Annotated in this window: 24 protein-coding genes; 11 read left to right on the forward strand and 13 right to left on the reverse strand. The window is 68.8% G+C overall.

Features of this window, described 5'->3' with window-relative positions; genetic code table 11:
* Window positions 1-14 precede the first annotated feature (14 nt).
* Window positions 15-689 (forward strand): LON peptidase substrate-binding domain-containing protein, encoded by a 675-nt coding sequence (locus tag MKI84_RS15680; RefSeq protein WP_241621060.1) that lies wholly within the window; start codon window positions 15-17, stop codon window positions 687-689.
* A 130-nt stretch (window positions 690-819) separates the two neighbouring features.
* Here MKI84_RS15680 and MKI84_RS15685 read toward each other — a convergent pair whose 3' ends face one another.
* The 12 genes from MKI84_RS15685 to MKI84_RS15740 all read right to left on the reverse strand — a co-directional run bounded on the left by MKI84_RS15685 (window position 820) and on the right by MKI84_RS15740 (window position 13,764).
* A complete protein-coding gene (locus tag MKI84_RS15685; RefSeq protein ID WP_241621062.1) occupies window positions 820-4,005 on the reverse strand; it encodes an efflux RND transporter permease subunit in 3,186 nt (1,061 codons plus the stop codon).
* The gene (locus MKI84_RS15690) at window positions 4,005-5,279 is read right to left on the reverse strand and encodes an efflux RND transporter periplasmic adaptor subunit (RefSeq protein WP_241621064.1); all 1,275 of its coding nucleotides are present in this window, start codon (window positions 5,277-5,279) and stop codon (window positions 4,005-4,007) included. Before MKI84_RS15690 ends, MKI84_RS15685 begins: the two co-directional genes overlap by 1 nt.
* On the reverse strand, window positions 5,276-5,899 hold the full coding sequence (locus tag MKI84_RS15695; RefSeq protein WP_241621065.1) for a TetR/AcrR family transcriptional regulator: 624 nt from the start codon (window positions 5,897-5,899) through the stop codon (window positions 5,276-5,278). The genes MKI84_RS15690 and MKI84_RS15695 overlap by 4 nt, the downstream gene beginning before the upstream one ends.
* A gap of 138 nt (window positions 5,900-6,037) precedes the next feature.
* Window positions 6,038-6,550, reverse strand: coding sequence for an RNA pyrophosphohydrolase (locus MKI84_RS15700; RefSeq protein ID WP_241621067.1), 513 nt, complete (start codon window positions 6,548-6,550; stop codon window positions 6,038-6,040).
* A 76-nt stretch (window positions 6,551-6,626) separates the two neighbouring features.
* Window positions 6,627-7,016 (reverse strand): hypothetical protein, encoded by a 390-nt coding sequence (locus MKI84_RS15705; RefSeq protein WP_241621068.1) that lies wholly within the window; start codon window positions 7,014-7,016, stop codon window positions 6,627-6,629.
* A 151-nt stretch (window positions 7,017-7,167) separates the two neighbouring features.
* Window positions 7,168-8,517, reverse strand: a complete 1,350-nt coding sequence (locus MKI84_RS15710; RefSeq protein WP_241621070.1) for a S41 family peptidase — start codon at window positions 8,515-8,517, stop codon at window positions 7,168-7,170.
* On the reverse strand, window positions 8,514-9,797 hold the full coding sequence (locus MKI84_RS15715) for a murein hydrolase activator EnvC family protein (RefSeq protein WP_241621072.1): 1,284 nt from the start codon (window positions 9,795-9,797) through the stop codon (window positions 8,514-8,516). Before MKI84_RS15715 ends, MKI84_RS15710 begins: the two co-directional genes overlap by 4 nt.
* A gap of 189 nt (window positions 9,798-9,986) precedes the next feature.
* A complete protein-coding gene (locus MKI84_RS15720) occupies window positions 9,987-10,685 on the reverse strand; it encodes a L,D-transpeptidase (RefSeq protein WP_241621074.1) in 699 nt (232 codons plus the stop codon).
* Between the two features lie 94 nt (window positions 10,686-10,779).
* Entirely contained in the window at window positions 10,780-11,262 is a 483-nt protein-coding gene (gene rlmH / locus MKI84_RS15725) for a 23S rRNA (pseudouridine(1915)-N(3))-methyltransferase RlmH (protein ID WP_241621076.1), read from the reverse strand.
* Window positions 11,263-11,271: 9 nt separating this feature from the next.
* Window positions 11,272-11,685, reverse strand: coding sequence for a ribosome silencing factor (gene rsfS / locus MKI84_RS15730; RefSeq protein ID WP_241621078.1), 414 nt, complete (start codon window positions 11,683-11,685; stop codon window positions 11,272-11,274).
* Window positions 11,686-11,758: 73 nt separating this feature from the next.
* Window positions 11,759-12,469: a nicotinate-nucleotide adenylyltransferase gene (locus MKI84_RS15735; protein WP_241621080.1), complete on the reverse strand. Its 711-nt coding sequence runs from the start codon at window positions 12,467-12,469 to the stop codon at window positions 11,759-11,761.
* Window positions 12,466-13,764 (reverse strand): glutamate-5-semialdehyde dehydrogenase, encoded by a 1,299-nt coding sequence (locus tag MKI84_RS15740; RefSeq protein WP_241621082.1) that lies wholly within the window; start codon window positions 13,762-13,764, stop codon window positions 12,466-12,468. The genes MKI84_RS15735 and MKI84_RS15740 overlap by 4 nt, the downstream gene beginning before the upstream one ends.
* 256 nt (window positions 13,765-14,020) lie before the next feature.
* Here MKI84_RS15740 and MKI84_RS15745 point away from each other — a divergent pair, with 256 nt between their 5' ends.
* The 10 genes from MKI84_RS15745 (at window position 14,021) to MKI84_RS15790 (ending at window position 21,524) form a co-directional block, all read left to right on the forward strand.
* Entirely contained in the window at window positions 14,021-14,854 is an 834-nt protein-coding gene (locus MKI84_RS15745; RefSeq protein WP_241621083.1) for a YihY/virulence factor BrkB family protein, read from the forward strand.
* Window positions 14,855-14,993: 139 nt separating this feature from the next.
* Complete coding sequence (locus tag MKI84_RS15750) at window positions 14,994-15,452, forward strand: baeRF12 domain-containing protein (RefSeq protein ID WP_241621085.1); 459 nt, start codon at window positions 14,994-14,996, stop codon at window positions 15,450-15,452.
* Between the two features lie 124 nt (window positions 15,453-15,576).
* On the forward strand, window positions 15,577-16,545 hold the full coding sequence (locus MKI84_RS15755; RefSeq protein ID WP_241621086.1) for a hypothetical protein: 969 nt from the start codon (window positions 15,577-15,579) through the stop codon (window positions 16,543-16,545).
* A 55-nt stretch (window positions 16,546-16,600) separates the two neighbouring features.
* On the forward strand, window positions 16,601-17,077 hold the full coding sequence (locus MKI84_RS15760; protein WP_241621088.1) for a TspO/MBR family protein: 477 nt from the start codon (window positions 16,601-16,603) through the stop codon (window positions 17,075-17,077).
* Window positions 17,078-17,138: 61 nt separating this feature from the next.
* Entirely contained in the window at window positions 17,139-17,342 is a 204-nt protein-coding gene (locus MKI84_RS15765; protein ID WP_425353852.1) for a twin transmembrane helix small protein, read from the forward strand.
* A gap of 28 nt (window positions 17,343-17,370) precedes the next feature.
* Window positions 17,371-17,955, forward strand: a complete 585-nt coding sequence (locus MKI84_RS15770) for a cob(I)yrinic acid a,c-diamide adenosyltransferase (protein WP_241621090.1) — start codon at window positions 17,371-17,373, stop codon at window positions 17,953-17,955.
* Between the two features lie 8 nt (window positions 17,956-17,963).
* Window positions 17,964-18,683, forward strand: a complete 720-nt coding sequence (locus MKI84_RS15775; RefSeq protein WP_241621092.1) for a rhomboid family intramembrane serine protease — start codon at window positions 17,964-17,966, stop codon at window positions 18,681-18,683.
* A 215-nt stretch (window positions 18,684-18,898) separates the two neighbouring features.
* Window positions 18,899-19,648, forward strand: a complete 750-nt coding sequence (locus MKI84_RS15780) for an electron transfer flavoprotein subunit beta/FixA family protein (protein WP_241621094.1) — start codon at window positions 18,899-18,901, stop codon at window positions 19,646-19,648.
* A 2-nt stretch (window positions 19,649-19,650) separates the two neighbouring features.
* Window positions 19,651-20,595 carry an electron transfer flavoprotein subunit alpha/FixB family protein gene (locus tag MKI84_RS15785; protein ID WP_241621096.1) on the forward strand — a complete coding sequence of 315 codons (945 nt, stop codon included), beginning with the start codon at window positions 19,651-19,653 and terminating at the stop codon, window positions 20,593-20,595.
* A 47-nt stretch (window positions 20,596-20,642) separates the two neighbouring features.
* Complete coding sequence (locus MKI84_RS15790; protein WP_241621098.1) at window positions 20,643-21,524, forward strand: 3-hydroxybutyryl-CoA dehydrogenase; 882 nt, start codon at window positions 20,643-20,645, stop codon at window positions 21,522-21,524.
* Between the two features lie 7 nt (window positions 21,525-21,531).
* Here the strand turns inward: MKI84_RS15790 and MKI84_RS15795 are convergent, their stop codons facing one another.
* Window positions 21,532-21,939, reverse strand: coding sequence for an OsmC family protein (locus MKI84_RS15795; RefSeq protein ID WP_241621100.1), 408 nt, complete (start codon window positions 21,937-21,939; stop codon window positions 21,532-21,534).
* Window positions 21,940-21,951 lie beyond the last annotated feature (12 nt).

Raw genomic sequence — 21,951 nt, forward strand, 5'->3', positions numbered from 1 at the left:
GGGGAGGAGCCCCCATGCCGATCAACCGGCCCTATGAGGGCCCCTCCGAGCTCCCCGGAATCATCCCGGTATTCCCGCTGGACGGCGTGCTGCTGCTGCCGCGCTGCCAGCTTCCGCTCAACGTCTTCGAGCCGCGTTATGTCGAGATGATCGACGACGCGCTCAAGGGCACGCGGTTGATCGGCATGATCCAGCCGGCGCCGGCGGCGATCCGCGGCCTCGGCCGCTCCGGGCTCGCCTCGGTCGGCTGCGTCGGGCGCATCACCGAGATCGCGGAAAGCGGCGATGGGCGCTATCTGCTGAATCTCTCCGGCATTTCACGCTTCCGCGTGGTCGAGGAGCTCGACGTCGAAACCCCGTACCGTCAGGCCCGGGTCGACTACGACCCGTTCGCCAGCGACTTCACGCCCGATTCCGGCGCCGACAAGGTGGATCGCAGCACGCTGCTGCGCACCCTCGCCAATTATCTCGACGCCAACCGTCTTGAGGCGGACTGGGAGAGCATCAAGGACGCGCCGAACGAGGCGCTGGTCAATGCGCTCGCCATGATGTCGCCCTTCGGCGCGCGCGAGAAGCAGGCGCTGCTGGAAGCCCCGGATCTCGGCGCCCGCGCCGATATGCTGATCGCGGTGACGCAGATGTCTCTGGCGCGCACCAGCGGCGATGGCGACGAGACGCCGCTGCAATAGCGCGGGCGCCCACAAGCGGACCGCGTTCATTCCCTCTCCCCGCCGGGGAGAGGCCGCCCCGACCCTCTCGGTCGCGAGAGGGGGCCGGGGCGCTCCCGGTCTTACTCCGCCGCCATGGGCGCGATGGCTCCTACTCCGCCGCCATGGGCGGCGGCGGCATGCGGTGGACCGTCGGCAGCACGGATGTCGGCGGCGCGGCTTCTTCGTCCTCCGCCTCGTCGCGGGCGCCGACGAAGCGGCCGAAGATCCGGCCGAACAGGCGGCCGAGATCGTCCATCAGCGTGAACACCGCCGGCACGAACACCAGCGACAGCAGGGTCGAGGCCAGCAGGCCGCCGATCACCGCGATCGCCATCGGCGCGCGGAAGGCGGCGCCCTCGCCGAGCCCGATGGCGGACGGCACCATGCCCGCCGCCATCGCGATCGTGGTCATCACGATCGGCTGCGCGCGCTTGCGGCCGGCCTCGATCAGCGCGGTGGTGCGGTCATGGCCCGCCGCCACCGATTCGATGGCGAAGTCGACCAGCAGGATCGCGTTCTTGGTCACGATGCCCATCAGCATCAGGAAGCCGATCACCACCGGCAGCGTCATCGCATTATTGGTGAGCAGCAGCGCGATGAAGGCGCCGCCCACCGACAGCGGCAGCGCGACCAGAATGGTGATGGGCTGCAGCACATTGGCGAACAGCAGCACCAGCACCGCCAGCACCATCATCACGCCCGCGCCCATGGCGGTGGCGAAGCCGCTGAACACTTCGGCCATGATTTCGGCATCGCCGCTCTGCGTCAGCGTCACGCCGGCCGGCAGGTTCCTGGCGGCGGGCAGCGCGTAGACTTCGGCGAGCGCCTCCCCGAGCTGGGTGGCGCCGGCCAGATCCGCCTCGATGGCGACGCGGCGCGCGCGGTCGTAGCGGTCGAGGCTGGAGGGGCCCGAGCCGAAGACGAGGTCCGCCACCGAGGACAGCGGCACCGCCGCGCCGGAAGCGGTGCGCACCTTCAGGGTCTCGAAGGTCGCGAGCGTCGCCCGCGCCTCCTCGTCGAGCTGCACGCGGATCGGCACCTGACGGTCGCCGGCGGAGAATTTGGCGAGGTTCTGCGACACGTCGCCAATGGTGGCGATGCGCACCGTGTCGGCGATGTCGGCCACCGAGACGCCGAGTTCGGCGGCTTCCGCGAGCTTGGGCACCACGCGGATTTCCGGGCGCTCCAGCGCCGCCGAGGTGACGACGTTGGTCAGGCCCTTCACCGTGGCGCGGATTTCGCGCTCCAGCTCCAGCGCGCTCGCCTCGACCTGCGCGCCATCGGAGCCCGACAGGATGATGGTGAATTCGCGCCCGCCCGGCCCGGCGCCGCCGGAGGCGCCGAAGTTGAACCGCAGATCGGGAATGCGCGCGATCTCCTCCTGCATGCGCATCTCGAACTGCTTCTGGGTGTCGTTACGCTCGGCGCGCGGCACCAGATTGACGATCATGGTCGCCTTGCGCACCTCGCCGGCCGCGTTCACCGGCCCGGCGCTGGCGCCGCCGCCGGCGGTGGCGAACACGCTGGCGACCTCCGGCTGCTGGCGCAGCTCGTTGGAAATCTCGTCCACCACCTTCTGCGTGCTGGCGAGCGTCGAGCCCGGCGGCAGCTCCAGCACCAGCACCGAGCGCGACACGTCGGCATTGGGAATGAAGCCCGAGGGCAGCAGGGTGGAGAGCCACATCGAGCCGATGAACAGCAGGATGCCGCCGGCCGTGGTGATGAAGCGATGCTTCACCGACGCTTTCAGCAGCCGGACATAGAACCGCATGATCAGGCCGTCCGGCTTTTCGCGATGGCCGGAATCGCGCATGAAATACGCGGCGAGCATCGGGGTCAGCAGCCGGGCGACGGCCAGCGAGAACAGCACCGCCACCGCGACCGTGATGCCGAACTGCCGGAAATACTGCCCGGCAATGCCGCCCATGAAGCTCACCGGCATGAACACCGCCACGATGGTCAGCGTGGTCGCGACCACGGCGAGGCCGATCTCGTCGGCGGCATCGATGGCGGCGCGATAGGCGCTCTTGCCCATGCGCATATGGCGCACGATGTTCTCGATCTCGACGATGGCGTCGTCGACCAGAATGCCGGTCACCAGCGTCACCGCCAGCAGGCTTACCCCGTTCAGGGAGAAGCCGAGCATGTCCATCACCCAGAAGGTGGGCAGGATGGACAGCGGGATGGCGAGCGCCGAGATGATGGTGGCGCGCCAGTCGCGCAGGAACAGCAGCACCACGATCACCGCGAGGATCGCGCCCTCGACCAGCGTGTGCATGGCCGATTCATAGTCGGCCTGGGTGTATTTCACCGTGGAGTCGATCAGCGTGATGTCGACATTCTCATGCGCCTTCTCCAGCGCGGCCAGCGCTTCCGCCACCCGGTCGGCGACCACGACGTCGGAAAAGCCCTTGGCGCGGTAGATGCCGAACGCCACCACCGGCTTGCCGTCGAGCCGGGCAAAGATGCGCGGCTCGGCCGCGCCGTCGGTCACGGTGCCGAGATCGGCGAGCCGCACCTGGCGCGCCGAGGAGGTGGCGGTCGCCGGCAAGGCGATATGGGTCTGGGCGAGGTCGTTCACGGTCAGCGCGCCGCCGAGCGTGCGCACCGATTGTTCCTGCGAACCGATCTCGCCGCGTCCGCCGGCAAGGTCGACATTGGTGGCGGCGAGCTGGCGGTTGACGTCCGCCGCCGTCACGCCGAGCGCGGCCAGCCGGTCGGGATTGAGCGAGATGCGGATTTCGCGGTCGACGCCGCCCTCGCGCTTGACCTGCGCGACGCCGCGCACGCCCTGCAGCGCGCGGATGACGGTATCGTCCACGAACCACGACAATTCGTCCGGCGTCATCGCCGGGGCCGAGGCGGCATAGGTGACGATCGACATGCCCTCGACATCGATGCGCTGGATCAGCGGCTCCTCGATGTTCTGCGGCAGCTCGGAGCGGATGCCGGTCACCGCGTCGCGGACGTCGTTCACGGCGCGGTCGACCTGGGTCTCGAGCTGGAACTCGACCGTGGTGACAGAGGCGCCCTCGGTGATGGAAGAGGTGATGTGCTTCACCCCCTGCACGCCGGCAATGGCGGTTTCCACGCGCTTGGTGACCTGGGTCTCCAGCTCGCTCGGCGCCGCGCCGGGCTGGGCGACGGTGACGGCGACGATCGGCACGTCGATATTCGGCATGCGGGTGATCGGCAGATTGCCGAAGGTGTAGAGGCCGAGCGCGGTCAGCACCACGAACAGCACGATCGAGGGAACCGGCTTGCGGATCGACCAGGCGGAGATGTTGAGAGCCATCAGGCGCCACCCTTCGCGCTTGCGGACAGCGAGGCCGGATCGACCGGCACCGGGGTCACGTGGTCGCCGTCACGCAGAAAGCCGCCGGCGCGCGCCACGACGCTTTCGCCCTCCGTCAGACCTTCGACGATCTCGACGAAGCCTTCGCCCTGCAGCCCGGTCTTCACCGGGCGCTGCTCGACGCGCTCATCGGCCACCACCAGCACGAAGGTGCCCTGCGGGCTGAACTGGACCGCCGATTGCGGCAGGGCCACGCCCTCGCGGCGCGCCACTTCGATCGTGCCGCGCGCATAGGCGCCGGGACGCAGGCGCTCATCCGCCGGCATGGCCACCGCGACGCGGGCGAGGCGGGTGGCCGGATCGACCTTGGCGCCGACGAGGCGGATATCGGCCATCACCGGCGTCTCGAATCCGGCGGGCACCACCGCGACCTTCATGCCGGTGGCGATGCGCGGCAGCATGGATTCGGGCACCTCGGCGTCGAGGTCGATGGCGCCGTCCTTGACGATGCGGAACAGCGGCTCGGCATTGGCCGAGAGCACGATGGCGCCGAGCCGGGCAGCGCGGGCCGAGACGATGCCGGCCTCCGGCGCCTTGATGTCGGTACGGGCCAGCCGGACCAGCAGCTCGTCGCGCACGGCCTTGATCTGGTCGGCTTCGGCCTCGGCGGCGGTCACCATTTCCTGCGCCGCGGTCACCTGCGAGCTCGCCACCTTCACGGCGCGCTCGCGCTGGTCCAGCACTTCCTGCGAGGTGGCGCCGGTCTTGATCAGGGTGCGCGCGCGCTCGACGGCGGCCTCGGCCTCGATGCGCTGGGCAATGGCCTGTTCGAGCGAGGCCTTCTGCTGGGCGATGGCGGCCTGCGCCTTGGCGGCGTTCGCCGTGTTCTGCGCCAGCAGCGTGTCGAGCATGTCGCGCGACAGCCGGGCCAGAACCTGCCCCTTCTCCACCCGGTCGCCCTCGTCGACGAGAATCTCCATGATGCGGTAGCCGTCGATTTCCGGACCGACCATGATTTCCTCGCGCGCGACCAGCGTCCCGGTCACCGGCAGCTTCTCGGTGACCTCGCGCCGCGCGGCGGGCACCACCGAAATCGAGATGCCGCGCACCTGCGCGGGCTCGGGCACGCTCGGCGTCGCCTGCGCGGTATCGGACAGGCCGAGCCCGTCCGCCACCCGGTCGCCAAAGGCGAGATAACCGAACCCGACCACGACAGCGGTCAGGCCCAGGGCAAGCACGACGCGCCCGCGAACGGAGGGAGACTTCACACTCATGACCGGGCGTCCGTGGCAGTGGTGGTGCGGGGGGCCAGCATGCGGCGGATCAGATCGCCCAGAACGGGCATCATCTCGCCAAGCGGCAATTCGGGGGAAAGGCGGTTGCGCAGCATGAGGCCGTCGCCGATGGCGTTGATCATCACCAGCACCGCGTCGGGATCGAGGCCGGCATCGACCTCGCCGCGCGCCTGCGCCGCCAGCAGCGCGCGCCGCATCGACTGGTCCATCTCGGCCTCGACCTCGTCGAACATCACCTTCAGCGCGGGATTGCGCATCGCCTCGGCGGCGATCTCCGGGCCAAGCTCGGCGCAGACCATCTCCATCTCGCCGGTGAAGAGCTGCGTGCCCATGGCGGTCAGCGCCCCGACGAAATCCGGCGCGCTCTCCAGATGCTCCATCAGGCGCGCCCGCAGCGTCCGCTCCTCCTCGACGATCGCGATGATGATCGCGTCCTTGGACGGGAAATAGCGGTAGAGCGCACCGGGGCTCATGCTCGCCTCGGCGCAGATCTCATGCATGCTGGTGCCGTGAAAGCCGTTCCGCGTGAAACAGGCGATCGCCGCGTCAAGGACACGGCGGCGGGGATCGGCTTTCGGGGCAGTGGCGAGGGCGACCATCAATAGCTCCGGGCTCCATAGAGAGCGAACGTTCGTTCGCATCTATGGCGGAAGCAAGACCCGAGTCAAGAACGAACGTTCGTTCGCACGATTTGCGGCGATCACGGTTAATCGATCCGCGTGCCGAAAATCGGAAGGTCAGGCTGCCGGCACCGCCAGCGCGGCGAATTCGCCGGCCACCCGGTCATAAACCGCGCGCTTGAACGGGATGATCAGCGCCGGAATGCGCTCCAGCCGCTCCCAGCGCCATTCCAGAAATTCCGGCCTGTGCTTGCCGCCGCCGGGGTGGCGCACGTCGATCTCGCTGTCCGGTCCGGTAAAGCGCAGCGCGAGCCATTTCTGGGTCTGCCCGCGATAGCGTCCCTTCCAGGCCTCGCGCGCGACCGGCTCGGGCAGGTCGTAGGCCAGCCAGTCGGCGGCCTCCGCGAGCGGCTCCACCGAGCGCACATTGGTCTCCTCATACAGCTCGCGCTGCGCCGCCTCCGCCGGGCTCTCGCCCTCGTCGATCCCGCCCTGCGGCATCTGCCAGCTATGGGTGGCGTCGACATGCTCGGAGCCGCCGCTGCGCCGGCCGATGAAGACCAGCCCGTCGCGATTGACCAGAAGAACACCGACGCAGGGGCGGTAGGGCAGGTTCGCGAAAGGAGTCATGGCGGGGCGGCACCGGCTGAAGCGGAAAGAGGCATCATGATAGGCGAGGATGACGCCGATGCGTAGCGTGTCGCGCTCAGCGCGTCACGGGCTGGCCGGCGAGCAGCGGCAGCGGTGCCGCGGTCAGCCGCGCCCGCGTGCTCTCGGCCGGATCCAGCAGCGTGACGTCGCCGCCCGCACCCGCATCGAAGCCGGGGCGCAGCATCGGCGCATCGGCCGGCACCGGCGCCCCGCCCGGCAGCATCAGGGCGGGGTGATCCGTCCAGCCGGGCTCGGACCCGCGCGCCGACAGCCAGCAGAACAGCACCCCGACCATGGCGAGGCCGGCAATCCCGAAGATCGCGACCGCCGCCCGGTTATGGTCGCTGTCGCGACCGGCGTCGCGCCCGAGGGGGCCACCCGCAAGCCGGTCGTCGTCAACGAGGATCGGGAGGCGCGGCGCGGTGGTGTTGCGAAGCATGTCCATGCCGCCTTATCGCCCCGGACCAAGGCAGCATCGGGGCAGGCGAACCCGGAATCGTGGCGCGCGGGCAACAACTTGCGACAAAGAAAAACCCCGCCCGGTGCCGGGCGGGGTCGTTATCTGCGGATCGGCCTGCGGCGCGTGCCCGACGTCCTCAGTTGGGGACGGCGGCCTTGGGATCGGCCGGATAGGCGGCGTTCTTCTGCACGCCATGCATCAGGTCGATGGCGAGCTGGAGCTGCGTGTCGTCCTTGGGATCCGGCGGCACATAGGCGGGCGAACCCGTCTTCTCGTCCTCGCCATTCTTCAGGTGGCCCTTGAGCGAGGCTTCGCCGCGCGTGGTCTCGATGCCGGCGGCCTCGGCCTTCTCCTTCACGTCCTTGGGGACGTCCTGGATCAGCTCGATGTCGGGCTGGATGCCCTTGGCCTGGATCGAGCGGCCCGACGGCGTGTAGTAGCGCGCCGTGGTCAGCTTGATCGCGGCATTGCCGGAGACCGGGATCACCGACTGCACCGAGGCCTTGCCGAAGGAGAGCGAGCCGAGAATGGTGGCCCGCTTGTGGTCCTGCAGGGCGCCGGCCACGATTTCCGACGCCGAGGCCGAGCCGCCATTGACCAGCACGATCACCGGCTTGCCCTTAACGAGGTCGCCGGGGCGGGCGTTGTAGCGCTCGGTCGAGTTCGGGTCGCGGCCGCGGGTCGAGACGATCTCGCCGCGATCGAGGAACACGTCGGAGACCTCGATCGCCTGCGGCAGCACGCCGCCGGGATTGTTGCGCAGGTCGATGATGAAGCCCTTGAGCTTGTCCTCGCCGATCTTGGCCGTCAGGTCGGCGATCGCCTTCTTCAGCCCGTCCGAGGTCGGATCGGCGAACTGCGAGATGCGGATATAGCCGATATCCTCGCCCTCGACGCGCGAGCGCACCGTGTTGAGGCTGATCAGGTCGCGCACCAGCGTGAATTCGAGCGGCTTGTCCTCGCCCTTGCGGATGACGGTGATCTTGATCGGGGTCGCCACCGCGCCGCGCATCTTCTCGACCGCCTGGCTGAGCGTCATGCCCTTGACGTCTTCGCCGTCCAGCTTGGCGATGAGGTCGCCGGCCTGGATGCCCGCCTTGGCGGCCGGCGTCTCGTCCATCGGGGCGACGACCTTGACCAGGCCGTCCTCCATCGTGACCTCGATGCCCAGCCCGCCGAACTGGCCGCGGGTGTTCACCTGCATGTCGCGATATTCTTTGAGGTCGAGATAGGCGGAATGGGGATCGAGCGAGGAGAGCATACCGTTGATGGCCGCCTCGATCAGCTTGGAATCCTCCGGCTTCTCGATGTAGTCGGCGCGCACCCGCTCGAACACGTCGCCGAACAGGTTGAGCTGCCGATAGGTATCGGAAGCGGCCGCGACCGCCTTGCCCGGCTCCAGCAGCAGACGAGGCTGCGAAACGCCGACCGCGACGATGGCACCGGCCGCCACACCCATGAGAAATACTGACGTCCTACGCATCATCCGCGAACCTTCTCGCTCTCGCTCGTCGCCCACCAGGGCGTGGGATCGATCGAATTTCCGTCCTTACGGAACTCGACGTAAAGAATAGGTTGGGCGGTTCCAAGGCCGACCGACGAAACCAGCTGCGGGCCATTGCCCATCACAGCCACCGGTTCGCCGGCCAGCACGAACTGACCCAGACCGACCGTTATCTTATCCATCCCCGCCAGCAATATATGGTATCCGCCGCCCGCGTTGATGATCAATAGCTGTCCGTAGGAGCGGAACGGGCCGGCATAGACCACCCAGCCGTCGCTCGGCGCCGAGACCTGGGCCTGCAGGCGGGTGCCGAAGGACGTCCCCTTCTCCGCCCCGCCATATGCATCGGGCGTGCCGAACTGCTTGAGCACGGTGCCGCCCGCCGGCTGGTGCAGCAGGCCCTTGGCCTCCTCGAACGGAATGCCCGGCGTCAGGCGCCCCGGATTGGACAGGGCAGCCAACTTGTCAGCAGGCCCTTGATTTTCCTTGGCGATCGCCGCCCGTGCCGCCTCCGCGGCCTCCCGCGCGGCCTTGATTTCGGTCTCCATGCGCGCCATCAGCTCGCGCACATTGCCCGCCTCGGCGGCCAGCAGCTCGGCCCGCGCCTTCTCCTCGGCCAGCGCGGCCTCGCCGGCCGCCAGCGAGGCCTGGCGCTCCTCGATCAGGGCGCTGGTGCGCCGGCGTTCCTCGGCGAGCGAGAGTTTCAATTCTGCGAGAGCGTCGCGCGCGCTCGCGGTTTCGCGGCGCACGCGCTCCTGCGCGGCGAGTTCGACGGCGAGAAGATCGGTCTCGGCCCGCAGTTCCGGGAGCACCGCGCCGAGCAGCATGGCCGAGCGCACCGAATCCAGCGCGTCATCGGGGCGGACCAGCAGCGCGGGCGGCGGCAGGCGGCCAAGCCGGACCAGCCCGCCCAGCACCTCGGCGAGGGTCGAGCGGCGGGCATCGAGCGATTCGCGGATGTCCTGCGCCTCGCGGCCGAGAATCACCAGGCGCTGCTCGCTGGCATCGAGCTTCTCCTCGACCTCGCGCACCCGCACCGCGGTGTCGATCAGCGCGCTGGTGAGCTTGGCGCGGTCGCCGCGCAGCGCGGCGATTTCCTGCTGCAGCCGCGCCTGTTCGGCCGCGCTGCCTTTCATGTCGGCGTCGAGCTTTTCGATGCGCTCCCGCTGGGCGCGGGCGGCGTCCGTCTCGCCGGAGGTCGCGCCCGGCTCCTGAGCCGCCGCGAAGCTTGACCATGCGGCGATGAGGGCAAGCGCCAGCACGACCCTTCGGCCGCCACGCGGGCGCGGGCGGCGGGGCGGCGGGAAGCGCAGGCGGGCGGGCGGGAAGAGCATCGGATCAGGAGAGGCTGCGTCGGTTAATGGCCGCTTAACGGAAGGCGCGTTCGTTCAGGTCGTCCGGCGTTCTCCCGCCCGGAGGCCGGCACCGCCGAGCGCGCCGGATCGGGATCGTCACGCCGGCAGGACGACGACCTTCGTCTTGACCGGGGTCTTGTCATACAGATCGATCATGTCCTGGCTGAGCAGGCCGACACAGCCGCTGGTGATGCCGGAGCCGATCGTCTCGGGCGCGCTGGTCGCGTAGATGGTGTAGAGCGTGTAGACGCCGTTCTGATAGAGATGAAGCGTGCGCGCGCCGAGCGGATTGTCGAGGCCGCCGGGCATGCCGCCGGCATATTTGGCCGCTTCAGGCTGGCGCTTGATCATTTCCTTCGGCGGCGTCCAGGTCGCCCACTCGCTCTTGCGCCCGACATAGGCGTCACCGGTCCAGCGGAACCCGTCGCGGCCGACATTGGCGCCGTAGCGGGTCGCCTTGCCGTCGCCCTCGATGCGGTAGACGTAGTAATTGGCCGGGTCGACGATGATCGTGCCCGGCTCCTCGTCGGAGGCATAGGCGACGGTCCGGCGGAAATATTTCCGGTCCACCTTGGAGAGATCGACGCCGGGGATCGGAAACTTCTCCTCCGGCAGCGGCCCGTAGACCTTCTGCGCCTCGGCAAGGCTCATGCCGTCCATCGACGCGCAGCCGCCAAGCCCCAGCGCGCCCAGACCGAGGGCGGAGCCGGCAAGGAACGAGCGGCGGCTCAACAGGCCTGCGCGGCCGAGATCATCCATGCGGCCGGCAGCGGCCTTGCTGGGGTTCTTCATCATGATCGGGCTCGTATCCTGCTGCGCGGACATTGCCGGCAGGCGGTTCGGGTGGCAAGTCGTGTCTCAGCGCCGTGACGCGGTATGTGAATCCGGCTCAGGCCTTGTGATAGGGATGGCCGGCGAGGATCGTCGTCACGCGATAGATCTGCTCGGCGAGCATCACACGCACCAATTGGTGCGGAAACGTGGCACGACCGAAGGCGACCAGCCGGTCGGCCCGCTCGCGCACCTCCGGGCTCAGCCCGTCCGCGCCGCCGATCAGGAAGGACAGCGCGCGCACGCCCCGGTCGCGCAGCGCGGCGACATCGGCCGCGAGCTGTTCGCTGGAGAGTTCCGTGCCGCGCGGGTCGAGCGCGAGCACCGCGGTTTCCTCGGGAAGCGCGGCGAGGAGGGCCGTGCCTTCCTCGCTCATGCGGTCATCGGCGCGCCGCGCCATGCTTTCGCCGATCTCGGCGATGTCCGGGCCGCTCAGGCCGAGCGCCCGGCCACCCTTGCGGGTGCGCTCGATATAGCGCGCGCACAACTCCCGTTCGGGTCCGGCTTTGAGCCGGCCCACGGCACAGACCAGAAGCCGCACCCTTCGGGCTCAGCCGCGCGGCATCTTGGAAGACGCGTCGGCATGGGCGCCGGACCACATCTTCTCGATATTGTAGAAGCTCCGCACTTCCGGCTGGAAGATGTGGACGATGACATCGTCGGCATCGATCAGCACCCAGTCGCAGGCCGGGAAGCCCTCGACGCGGATGTTCTTCACGCCGCGTCCCTTGAGCGCCTCGACGAGGTGCTCGGCAAGGGCGCCGACGTGACGCTGCGCACGGCCAGACGCCACGACCATATAGTCGGCGATCGTGGTCTTGCCGCGCAGTTCGATGGAAATGATGTCCTCGGCCTTGTCTTCGTCGAGACGGGTGAGCACAAGAGCCAGTATCTCCTCCGCGTCGTAGCGCGGCTCGGAGACAGGGGCAGTCGCCGGGCTGGAGGCGGCCGCTGAGAGCGCCATGGTGGACAGGGGTCCGAATCCTCTCGTCAACATGCATAGCGGGCAGCGGATACTCCGCGCCGTTCATGCCCTTTTAAGATAATGCCGAAACGGCATGTTTTTCAACCGTCGTGGCGCATTTAGGGGCATTCGCACCCGATGGAACGTCATTCCGCCCCGCAGCCTCGCGCAACAGGGTTGAGGAAAGCGGCGATTTCAGCCCGTGGAGGAACAGCCAGGCCGGGGCCTGAAGGCCGGCGAGGCGGGGCGCCTGACGCTCGTCGAGCCGCCACGGCGCCAGTGCGCTGGCCGCCGGCGAGGCCATGGCGCGGAAGGTGGAGCCCGGCCGGTCGATCACCGCGATCGGCACCAGTTCGGCCAGCGCCCGCCAGCGCTGCCAGCGATGGAAAGAGGCGAGGTTGTCCGCGCCCATCAGCCAGACGAAATCCACCTGCGGAAAGCGCCGCACCAGCGCGGCCACCGTGTCGTAGCTGTAGCGCGTGCCCAGCAGCGCCTCGCAGCCGGTCGGCACCAGGGCGGGATGGTGGGCGACCGCGCGGGCCTGCTCGATGCGCCCGGCGAGCGGAGGCAGGCCGCTATTGTCCTTCAGCGGATTGCCGGGCGTGACCAGCCACCACACCTTGTCGAGCCGCAGCCGCTTCAGCGCCAGCAGGCTCGCGGCGCGGTGGGCGGCATGGGCAGGGTTGAAGGTGCCGCCATAGAGCCCGATCCGCATGCGCGGCGCGACGGGAGGAAGACGCAGCGCCTCCGGCGGCGCGGCGCCCGCCGCGAGGCGTCCGGTCATGGGCGGATCTGGCCGGTGCCGCGCACCCGGTATTTGAACGAGGTGAGCTGCTCGGCGCCCACCGGCCCGCGCGCGTGCATGCGCCCGGTGGCGATGCCGATCTCGCCGCCGAAGCCGAACTCGCCACCGTCGGCGAACTGGGTCGAAGCGTTATGCACCACGATGGCGGAATCCACCTCGGCGAGGAAGCGCGACGCCGCCTGCTCATCCTCGGTGAGGATGGCGTCGGTGTGGTGCGAGCCATAGGTCTCGATATGCTCGATGGCGGCGTCCAGCCCGTCCACCAGCTTCACCGCGATCACCGCATCGAGATATTCGGTGCGCCAGTCCTCCTCGGTCGCCGGGGTGACACGCGGATCGACCGCCTGCGCCGCCTCGTCGCCGCGCACCGCGCAGCCCTCGTCGAGCAGCATGGTCACCAGCGGCTTCAGCAGCACGCCGGCGGCCTCGCGGTCGACCAGCAGCGTCTCGGCGGCCCCGCACACGCTGGTACGGCGCATCTTGGCGTTCTTCACCACCTCAAGCGCCTTGGCGAGTTCGGCGGCCTTGTCGACATAGATGTGCACCAGCCCTTCGAGATGGGCGAACACCGGCACCCGCGCCTCGCTCTGCACGCGGGCGACCAGGCTCTTGCCGCCGCGGGGCACGATCACGTCGATATTGCCGTCGAGCCCGGCCAGCATCGCGCCCACCGCCGCGCGGTCGCGCGTGGGCACCAGCTGGATCGAATCGGCGGGCAGGCCGGCCTCGACCAGGCCCTCGACCATGGCGGCATGGATCGCCCGGCTGGAATGGAAACTGTCCGACCCGCCGCGCAGGATCACCGCGTTGCCGGCCTTGAGGCACAGGCTGCCGGCATCGGCGGTGACGTTGGGCCGGCTCTCATAGATCACGCCGACCACGCCGAGCGGGGTGCGCACGCGCTCCATCACCAGCCCGTTCGGCCGCTGCCAGCTCTCGGTGATCTTGCCGACCGGATCGGTCAGCTCGGCGATCTCAGTGACGCCGGCGGCGGTGGCTTCCAGCCGCGCGGTGTTCAGCGTCAGCCGGTCGAGCATCGAGCCGCTGATGCCGGCGGCCTTCGCGCTCGCGACGTCCTCCGCATTGGCCGCGAGGATGGCCGGCGCATTGCGGCGGATCGCCTCGGCCGCCGCGAGCAGCGCCTGCCGCTTGACCTCCGGCGGCGCGAGCGCGAGCCGGCGCGCGCTGGCACGGGCGCGGCGCCCGATCTCGGCCATCACGGCGCTCACATTGTCGGGGGAGGTGGATACGGCACGAAGCGTGGTGGCGGACATCGGCTCGACTCGAAGGCTGCGGTCACAAGGTGCGGCGCCGGCTTCCCGGCACCGGAAGGCGCCCTATCTACCACAATGGGAAGGCGGAGCGCCAAATCCAATTGCAGCCGGCCCATTGAAGCGCGATCCGCCGGAAGGCGCGGCGGGCTTTTTACCTCCGGGCTTTACCACGCCGCCCGATCGAGCTTGCCATTTGCCGCGCGACATCCGATGTCACGTCGAACGGAACGGTCAATACCCGGGGAGATGGTCGCGCGTGCTGCGTGTCTGGGACATCGCATGGGATGCATTCTGGCGCTTCGTCGAGGATGACGGCTGGGCGATTTCCAGCCACATCGCGCTCTCGGCGCTGATGTCGCTGTTCCCGTTCCTGATCTTCGTCACCTCGCTCGCCGCGTTCTTCGATTTCAAGAATCTGGCCGACGAGACGGTCGAGCTGATGCTGGAAGCCTGGCCGGCGCAGGTTGCCGCGCCCATTGGCGGCGAGATCAAGAACGTGCTGACCCAGGTGCGCACCGACGTGCTGACGCTCGGCGTGCTGCTCGCGATCTACTTCTCCTCGAACGGTATCGAGAGCCTGCGCATCGGGCTGAACCGTGCCTATGGCGTCAAGGAAATGCGCTCCTGGTACTGGCTGCGCCTTGAATCGATCGGCTATGTGCTGGTCGGCGCGGCGGGGCTGCTGGCGCTGTCCTTCCTCGTGGTGCTCGGCCCCGTGCTGTGGCTGACGGCGGTGCGCTGGATGCCGGCTCTGGAGCCGTTCGGCTGGATCATCACCTTCCTGCGCTATGGCGCGACGTCGGTGATCCTGATCGTGGCGCTGGTGGTCGCGCATATGTGGCTACCCTCCGGCCGCCGGAAGCTGGCGGACGTGCTGCCGGGCATATTGGTCACGCTCGGCCTGTGGCTGGCGGCGGGCGCGGCGTTCGGGCGCTATCTGGCGGAATTCGCCGGCAATTACGTCACCATGTATGCCGGCCTCGCCTCGGTGATGATCGCGCTGATCTTCCTCTACACCACCGCCTCGATCTTCGTGTATGGCGGCGAACTCAACGCCGCGATCCGCCGCTACCGCCACGGCCATTACTGAGCCGCAGCCTCCTCTCATCGTCAGCTTGTGACCGCGCGTCGGGAACCCGCACCGCTCCCTGCGTCTTGATCTTCTTCAAGGCGCGCGGGCCGCGATCGGCGCCCAATACACGCGCGACAACACGCAAGAGGAGGATCGCATGAGCACCGGCTATGACAGGATGAAGATCGCCGCGGGAACCTGGGTCGTGGTGTGCGACGGCCGCAAGGCGCTGATCCTGTGCAACAAGGGCGACGCCACCTTCCCCAATCTGCGCACCCATGAAGTGCACGAGCAGGAGAACCCGCCGGCCAGCGAACAGGGCACCGACGCGCCCGGCCGCGTCCATCAGTCGGTCGGCACCGCGCGTTCCTCGGTCGAGACCACGGACTGGCACGACGAGGCGGAGCGCGAATTCCTGCGCGGCGTCGCCGGCCGGCTCGATGCCGCCATCGCCGGCGGCGAGACCTCCGCGCTCATCCTCGTCGCCTCGCCCCGCGCGCTCGGCATGCTGCGCCCGCTCTATGGCGAGGGCGTCAAGCAGGCGATCCTCGCCGAGATCGACCGCGACATGGTGAAGCTGCCAGTCTACGAGATCGAGAAACTGCTGGCGGCCTGACCCTCCGGCGGGTGTGAACGGCCGGCAGGCATCGGCCGCCGGCCGTTCTGCCGGCAGGGACTTGCCTGCCGCACGCCGGGCGGCGACGATGCGCCACCACCCGCCGCCCGGAGCGCGAACCGCCATGTGGGACTTCTCGTTTCGGACCAGTCTCGCGCTGGTGGCGCGCACCTTGCCCTTCGTGCTGCTGCGCCTCGCGGTCTATCTCGGCATCGCCGTCTTTTATGTTCTGGGCGCCGGGCTCGGCATCGGCGCCGGCTGGGGCATCGGCTCGGCTTTCGACGACGGCGCGCTGACCGGGGCCGCGCTCGGCGGCTTCGCCGGCTTCTTCATGGTGGCCGGCGTGCTGTGGTGGGTGCGCGCCTATATCCTCTATCTGGTGAAGGCCGGCCATGTCGCCGCGCTCGATGCCCGGCTGCGCGGGCAGGGCCTGCCGGCGGGGCAGGGCCAGATCGGCCATGCCATCGGGATCGTGAAGGCGCGCTTCATCGAGGTGAACCTGCTGTTCGGGCTCGACATACTGCTCCGCGGCGCCATTGCCGCGCTGGTGGGGCTGGCCGGCCTGCTGCTGTTCTGGGTGCCCGACGGCGGCCAGCTCTCGCGCTTCATCCATGCGGTGCTGCGCGTCAGCCTCGGCCTCGTCGACGAGGTGATCCTCGCCTACATCATCCGCCATGGCGAGGCCCCGCCGGGCGAGAGCGCCCGCGACGCGCTGGTGCTCTACGCCCAGAATGCGGGGATGCTGCTCAAGAACGGCATCTGGATCGCGCTGATGGAATACGCCCTCGCGATCCTGATTTTCCTGCTGCTGCTCGGCCCGGCGATCGCGCTGGCCTATGCGATGCCGGGGGGCCTTTCCGGCTTCGGCGTGGCCTTTGCCGCCGTGCTCGCCTGGAGCCTCAAGCGCGCGCTGATCGAGCCGATCTCCATTGCCTGCCTGCTGCAGACCTATGACCGGGCCATCGCCGGACAGGTGCCGGACCCGCAATGGACGGCCCGGCTCGATGGTGCCTCCGCCTCGTTCCGCGAGTTGGCGGGCCGGGGCGAGGCCCGGCGCGGCGCTCCGTGGCAGAGTGGCGCGGCGACGGGATGATCGCCCGCGCGGTTTCGGTCATACTGACAGGCAACGCCACCTTTCTGGAGACCCGATGAAGACGCTCTCCTTTTTCCGCCTCGTGCTGGCGGTCGGCCTGTGCCTCGGCGTCGGGGCGCTGGGATCGATGGTCACCACGCCGAAGATCCCGACCTGGTACGCGACGCTTGCCAAGCCGGACTGGACGCCGCCGGACTGGGTGTTTCCCATCGCCTGGACCACGCTGTACGTCCTGATGGCCGTGGTGCTGTGGCGGCTGTGGCAGCTCCACGCGCCCTCGCCGCAGCGGCGGCAGGCGGTGACGCTGTTCTTCCTCCAGCTCGCGCTCAACGCGCTGTGGTCGCCGGTGTTCTTCGGGCTGGAAGCGATCGGCGCGGCGCTGGTGGTGATCCTCGCGCTGTGGACGGCGATTCTCGCCACCATGCTGGCCTGCATGCGCATCGACCGCATGGCAGCGGTGCTGCTCGCTCCCTATCTGCTGTGGGTCTCCTATGCGACCGCGCTGAATGCTGCCATTCTCGGGCTGAACTGAGCCGGCAGATCAATTGAGGTCGTGCCCGGCTGCCGCCGCTTTCTGAAGGTACCGTTTCCCGATGGACATGCTCACCATCGCCAAATTCGCCGTGCTGCCGCTCGCCATGGGCTCGGTGGCGGTCGTACTGGTGCTCGGCCTTGCCAATATGGCACGGGGCGGCTCGCCGCTGCGCTCGCAGAAGCTGATGCAGTGGCGCGTGCTGCTGCAGGCGGTGGCGCTGTGCGTGGCGCTGCTGGTCATCGTCCTGATGCGATTGGGCTGAGGGCAGGAACCGAGTACCGGGGGCCGTCATGGTCGTTCTCAACCGCATCTACACCCGCACCGGCGATGACGGCACCACCGCGCTCAGCACCGGCGAGCGCCGGCGCAAATATGATCTGCGCGTGAGCGCCTATGGCACGGTGGACGAGACCAACGCCACCATCGGCGTCGCCCGGCTTCACACCGGCGCGCTGGCGGCGATCGACGCCCCGCTGGCGCGCATCCAGAACGATTTGTTCGACCTCGGCGCCGACCTCGCCACCCCCGAGACCGGCGAGGCCCTCGCCTATGAGCCGCTGCGGATCGTGCCCGCGCAGGTCGAGCTGATCGAGCGCGACATCGACCGGCTCAATGCCGGGCTGAAGCCGCTGCGCTCCTTCGTGCTGCCGGCGGGCAGCCCCGCCGCCGCGCATCTGCACGTCGCGCGCACCGTGTGCCGGCGCGCCGAGCGCCTGGTGGTGGAGCTGTCCGGCCAGCCCGGCGAGATCGTCTCGCCCGCCGCGGTGAAATATCTTAACCGGCTCTCCGACCTTCTGTTCGTCATGAGCCGGGTCGCCAATGCGGCGGCGGGCGGCGATGTGCTCTGGGTGCCGGCGGCCGGGCGCGGGGGCTAGAGGCCGCCATGCTGCTGCCGATCAACGACGACAACCCGCTGGAAGAGATCACCCACGCTTATGTGACCTGGGGCCTGATCGCGGCCAATGTCCTCGTCTTCGTGCTGGTGCAGCAGGGCTGGCGGCCGGAGATCGACATCGCCACCGCCTTCGGCTACGGCGCTATCCCGGCCGTGGTGAACCATGCCGCCGTGCTGCCGGCCGAATATGTGAAGCTGCCGCCCGAGCTGACGCTGGTCTCCTACATGTTCCTGCATGGCGGCTGGCTGCACCTCATCGGCAACATGGCCTTCCTCTGGGTGTTCGGCGACAATGTGGAGGACGCGCTCGGCCATGCCCGCTTCCTCGTGTTCTACCTTTTGTGCGGCATAGCCGGCGGGCTCGCCCATTCGCTGGCCATGCCGGACTCGGCCTCGCCGCTGGTGGGCGCCTCGGCCGGCATATCCGGCCTGGTCGGCGCCTATCTCATGCTGCACCCCAATGTGCGGATCTGGGTGCTGATGTTCCTGCGCGTGCCGCTGCGGATTCCCGCGATCTGGCCGCTCGGCGCCTGGATCGCGTTCCAGCTCTGGAACCTCGCCACCACCACCGACCCGGAAACCGCCTGGTGGGCACATATTGGCGGACTCGCCGCCGGCGCGGTGCTGGTGATCTTCATGCGCCGGCGCGGCGTTCCGCTCTGGGTGATGACGCGCGACGGCTCGCCCCGCGGCACGCCGCCGGTCTGAAGCGGGACCCGGCGCGGGCGGCGACGATTCCACCCGCCGGAACGACCAACGGCCACGTTGACACGACTGGGGCCTGTCCATAGTTTCCCCGCGTTTTCCGACGGTCGATGCTTCGCGCGGACTTCCCTCTCGCCGGTGCGCACGCGGCGGCATCGCCAGGCTCAGACATTGCGGCTGCCCACCCCGGCTCCTGCCGGTGGGCGGGAGAGTGAAAAATGAAGATCCTTGTGCCCGTGAAGCGGGTGGTCGACTACAACGTCAAGATCCGCGTCAAGGCGGACGGCTCGGGTGTCGAGCTGACCAATATCAAGATGTCGATGAACCCGTTCGACGAGATCGCCGTCGAGGAGGCGTTGCGGCTCAAGGAAGCCGGCACCGCCACCGAGGTGGTCGCCGTCTCGGTCGGCCCCGCCAAGACCGATGAGACCATCCGCACCGCCCTCGCCATGGGCGCCGATCGCGGCATCTGGGTGAAGACCGAGGAGGCCGGGATCGAGCCGCTCGCCGTCGCCAAGCTGCTGAAGAAGATCGTCGAGCAGGAAGGTCCCGCCCTCGTCATTCTCGGCAAGCAGGCGATCGACGACGACTGCAACCAGACCGGCCAGATGCTGGCCGCGCTGCTGGGCTGGCCGCAGGGTACCTTCGCTTCCAAGGTCGCGCCCGCTGACGGCACGGTCGAGGTGACGCGCGAGATCGATGGCGGCCTGCAGACGGTCAGCCTCAATTTGCCGGCGATCGTCACCACCGACCTGCGCCTCAACGAGCCGCGCTATGCCAGCCTGCCCAACATCATGAAGGCCAAGAAGAAGCCGATCGCCGAGACCACCCCGGCCGAACTCGGCGTCGATATCGCGCCGCGGCTCGCCGTGCTCTCCACCACCGAGCCCGCCGGACGCAGCGGCGGCATCAAGGTGGCCTCCGCCACTGAACTGGTCGACAACCTCAAGAAGGCGGGAGTGCTCTGAACATGGCGACCTTGCTGCTGGCCGAGCACGACGATGCCACGCTCAATCCCGTCACCGCCCGCGCGTTGACCGCCGCGCTGGCGCTCGGCGCCCCTGTGCATGTGCTGGTGGTCGGCGCGGGTGCCGACGCCGCCGCGCAGGCCGCCGCGAAGCTCGACGGCGTGGCCGAGGTGCTGCTGGCCGACGCCCCGCTCTATGCCCACCGCCTCGCCGAGCCGGTGGCCGCGCTGATCGTCTCACTCGCCGGCGATTACGACGCGATCCTCGCCCCCTCCACCGCGGTCGGCAAGAACGTGCTGCCGCGCGTCGCTGCGCTGCTCGACGTGATGCAGGTCTCCGACATCATCAAGGTGGTGGCGCCCGACACGTTCGAGCGCCCGATCTATGCCGGCAACGCGATCCAGACCGTGCGCTCGGGCGAGGCGACGAAGGTCATCACCGTGCGCACCGCTTCCTTCGCGGCGGCGGGCGAGGGCAACTCCGCCGCGGTCCGCCCGGTTGCCGTGGCGGCCGACCCCGCGCTGTCGCGCTTCAAGGGCGAGGACATCGCCCAGAGCGACCGGCCGGAACTCGCCAGCGCCCGGCTCATCGTCTCGGGCGGGCGCGCGCTCGGCTCGCAGGAAAATTTCCACGCCGTGATCGAGCCGCTGGCCGATGCGCTCGGCGCGGCGGTCGGTGCCTCGCGCGCGGCGGTCGATGCCGGCTATGCCCCGAACGACTGGCAGGTCGGCCAGACCGGCAAGGTGGTGGCGCCCGACCTCTATGTCGCGGTCGGCATTTCCGGCGCCATCCAGCACCTCGCCGGCATGAAGGACTCCAAGGTCATCGTCGCCATCAACAAGGACGAGGATGCCCCGATCTTCCAGATCGCCGATTTCGGCCTGGTGGGCGACCTGTTCCAGATCGTGCCGGAACTGACGGCGGAAATAGCTAAGGCAAAAGGCTGAGGCCGCTCTATAGTGGTGGCATCAGCGAGGGGCAGGACCGCCGGACCATGAGTTTCGAGATCAAGAGCATCGGCATCATCGGTGCCGGCCAGATGGGCAACGGCATCGCGCATGTGTGCGCCCTCGCCGGCTATGACGTCGTTCTGAACGATCTCGAAGCCGACCGCATCAAGTCCGGCCTCGCCACCATCAACGGCAACATGGTGCGCCAGGTCGCCAAGGGCCTGTACAGCGACGAGGAGCGGCAGGCCGCGCTCGCCCGCATCACCGGCTCCGACCAGCCGAACTCGCTGGCCGATGTCGACCTGCTGATCGAGGCGGCGGTGGAGAAGGAGGAGATCAAGCGCAAGATCTTCGCCTCCATCTGCCCCTATCTCAAGCCCGAGACCATCCTCGCCACCAACACCTCCTCGATCTCGATCACGCGGCTGGCCGCCACCACCGACCGGCCGGAGCGCTTCATCGGCATCCACTTCATGAATCCGGTGCCGATCATGCAGCTCGTCGAGCTGGTGCGCGGCATCGCCACCGAGGACGAGACCTTCGAGCTGTCCAAGGGTTTCGTGACCCGGCTCGGCAAGACCTATGCGGTGGCCGAGGATTTCCCGGCCTTCATGGTCAACCGCATTTTACTGCCGATGATCAACGAGGCCATCTACACGCTCTATGAGGGCGTGGGCTCGGTCGACGCCATCGACACCGCGATGCGGCTCGGGGCCAACCACCCGATGGGCCCGCTCCAGCTCGCCGATTTCATCGGGCTGGATACCTGCCTGTCGATCATGCAGGTGCTGCATGAGGGGCTCGCCGACAGCAAGTACCGCCCCTGCCCGCTGCTGGTGAAATATGTCGAGGCCGGCTGGCTCGGCCGCAAGACCCAGCGCGGCTTCTACGACTATCGCGGCGAAAAGCCGGTGCCGACGCGGTAGAGGCGGATCAGGCCCGCGCCACCTCGACGGTGACGCCGCGCTGGATCGAGTTGCTCACTGTCGAATCGGCCTTGGCGCGCTCGATCAGCGCATCGACATCGGCCTGAGAATCAGTCGCGGCGACCTGAACCCGCACGGCGGCATGGGTGGCGAGCAGGGGGACGCCGGAAAAGCTCACCTCGACATCGACCTCGATCGAGACGATCTCGATGCCCATCCCGGCGGCAACATACTGCAAATCATTGCAAAGGCACCCGCCGATGGCGAGGCCGAGCAGCTCCCCGCCATTGAAACCCAGCCCCATGCCGCCGGCCTTGCCCGGCGCGCGGTCGACCACCACCGTGTGCCCGCCGGCCCAGCCAAGGGCGGCGTGGGTATCGGGAATGCTGCGAAGCCGGATATTCATCGTCGCCATGGAGCCATCCCC

This window comes from Ancylobacter gelatini (assembly GCF_022601675.1).
GTDB classification, from domain to species: domain Bacteria; phylum Pseudomonadota; class Alphaproteobacteria; order Rhizobiales; family Xanthobacteraceae; genus Ancylobacter; species Ancylobacter gelatini.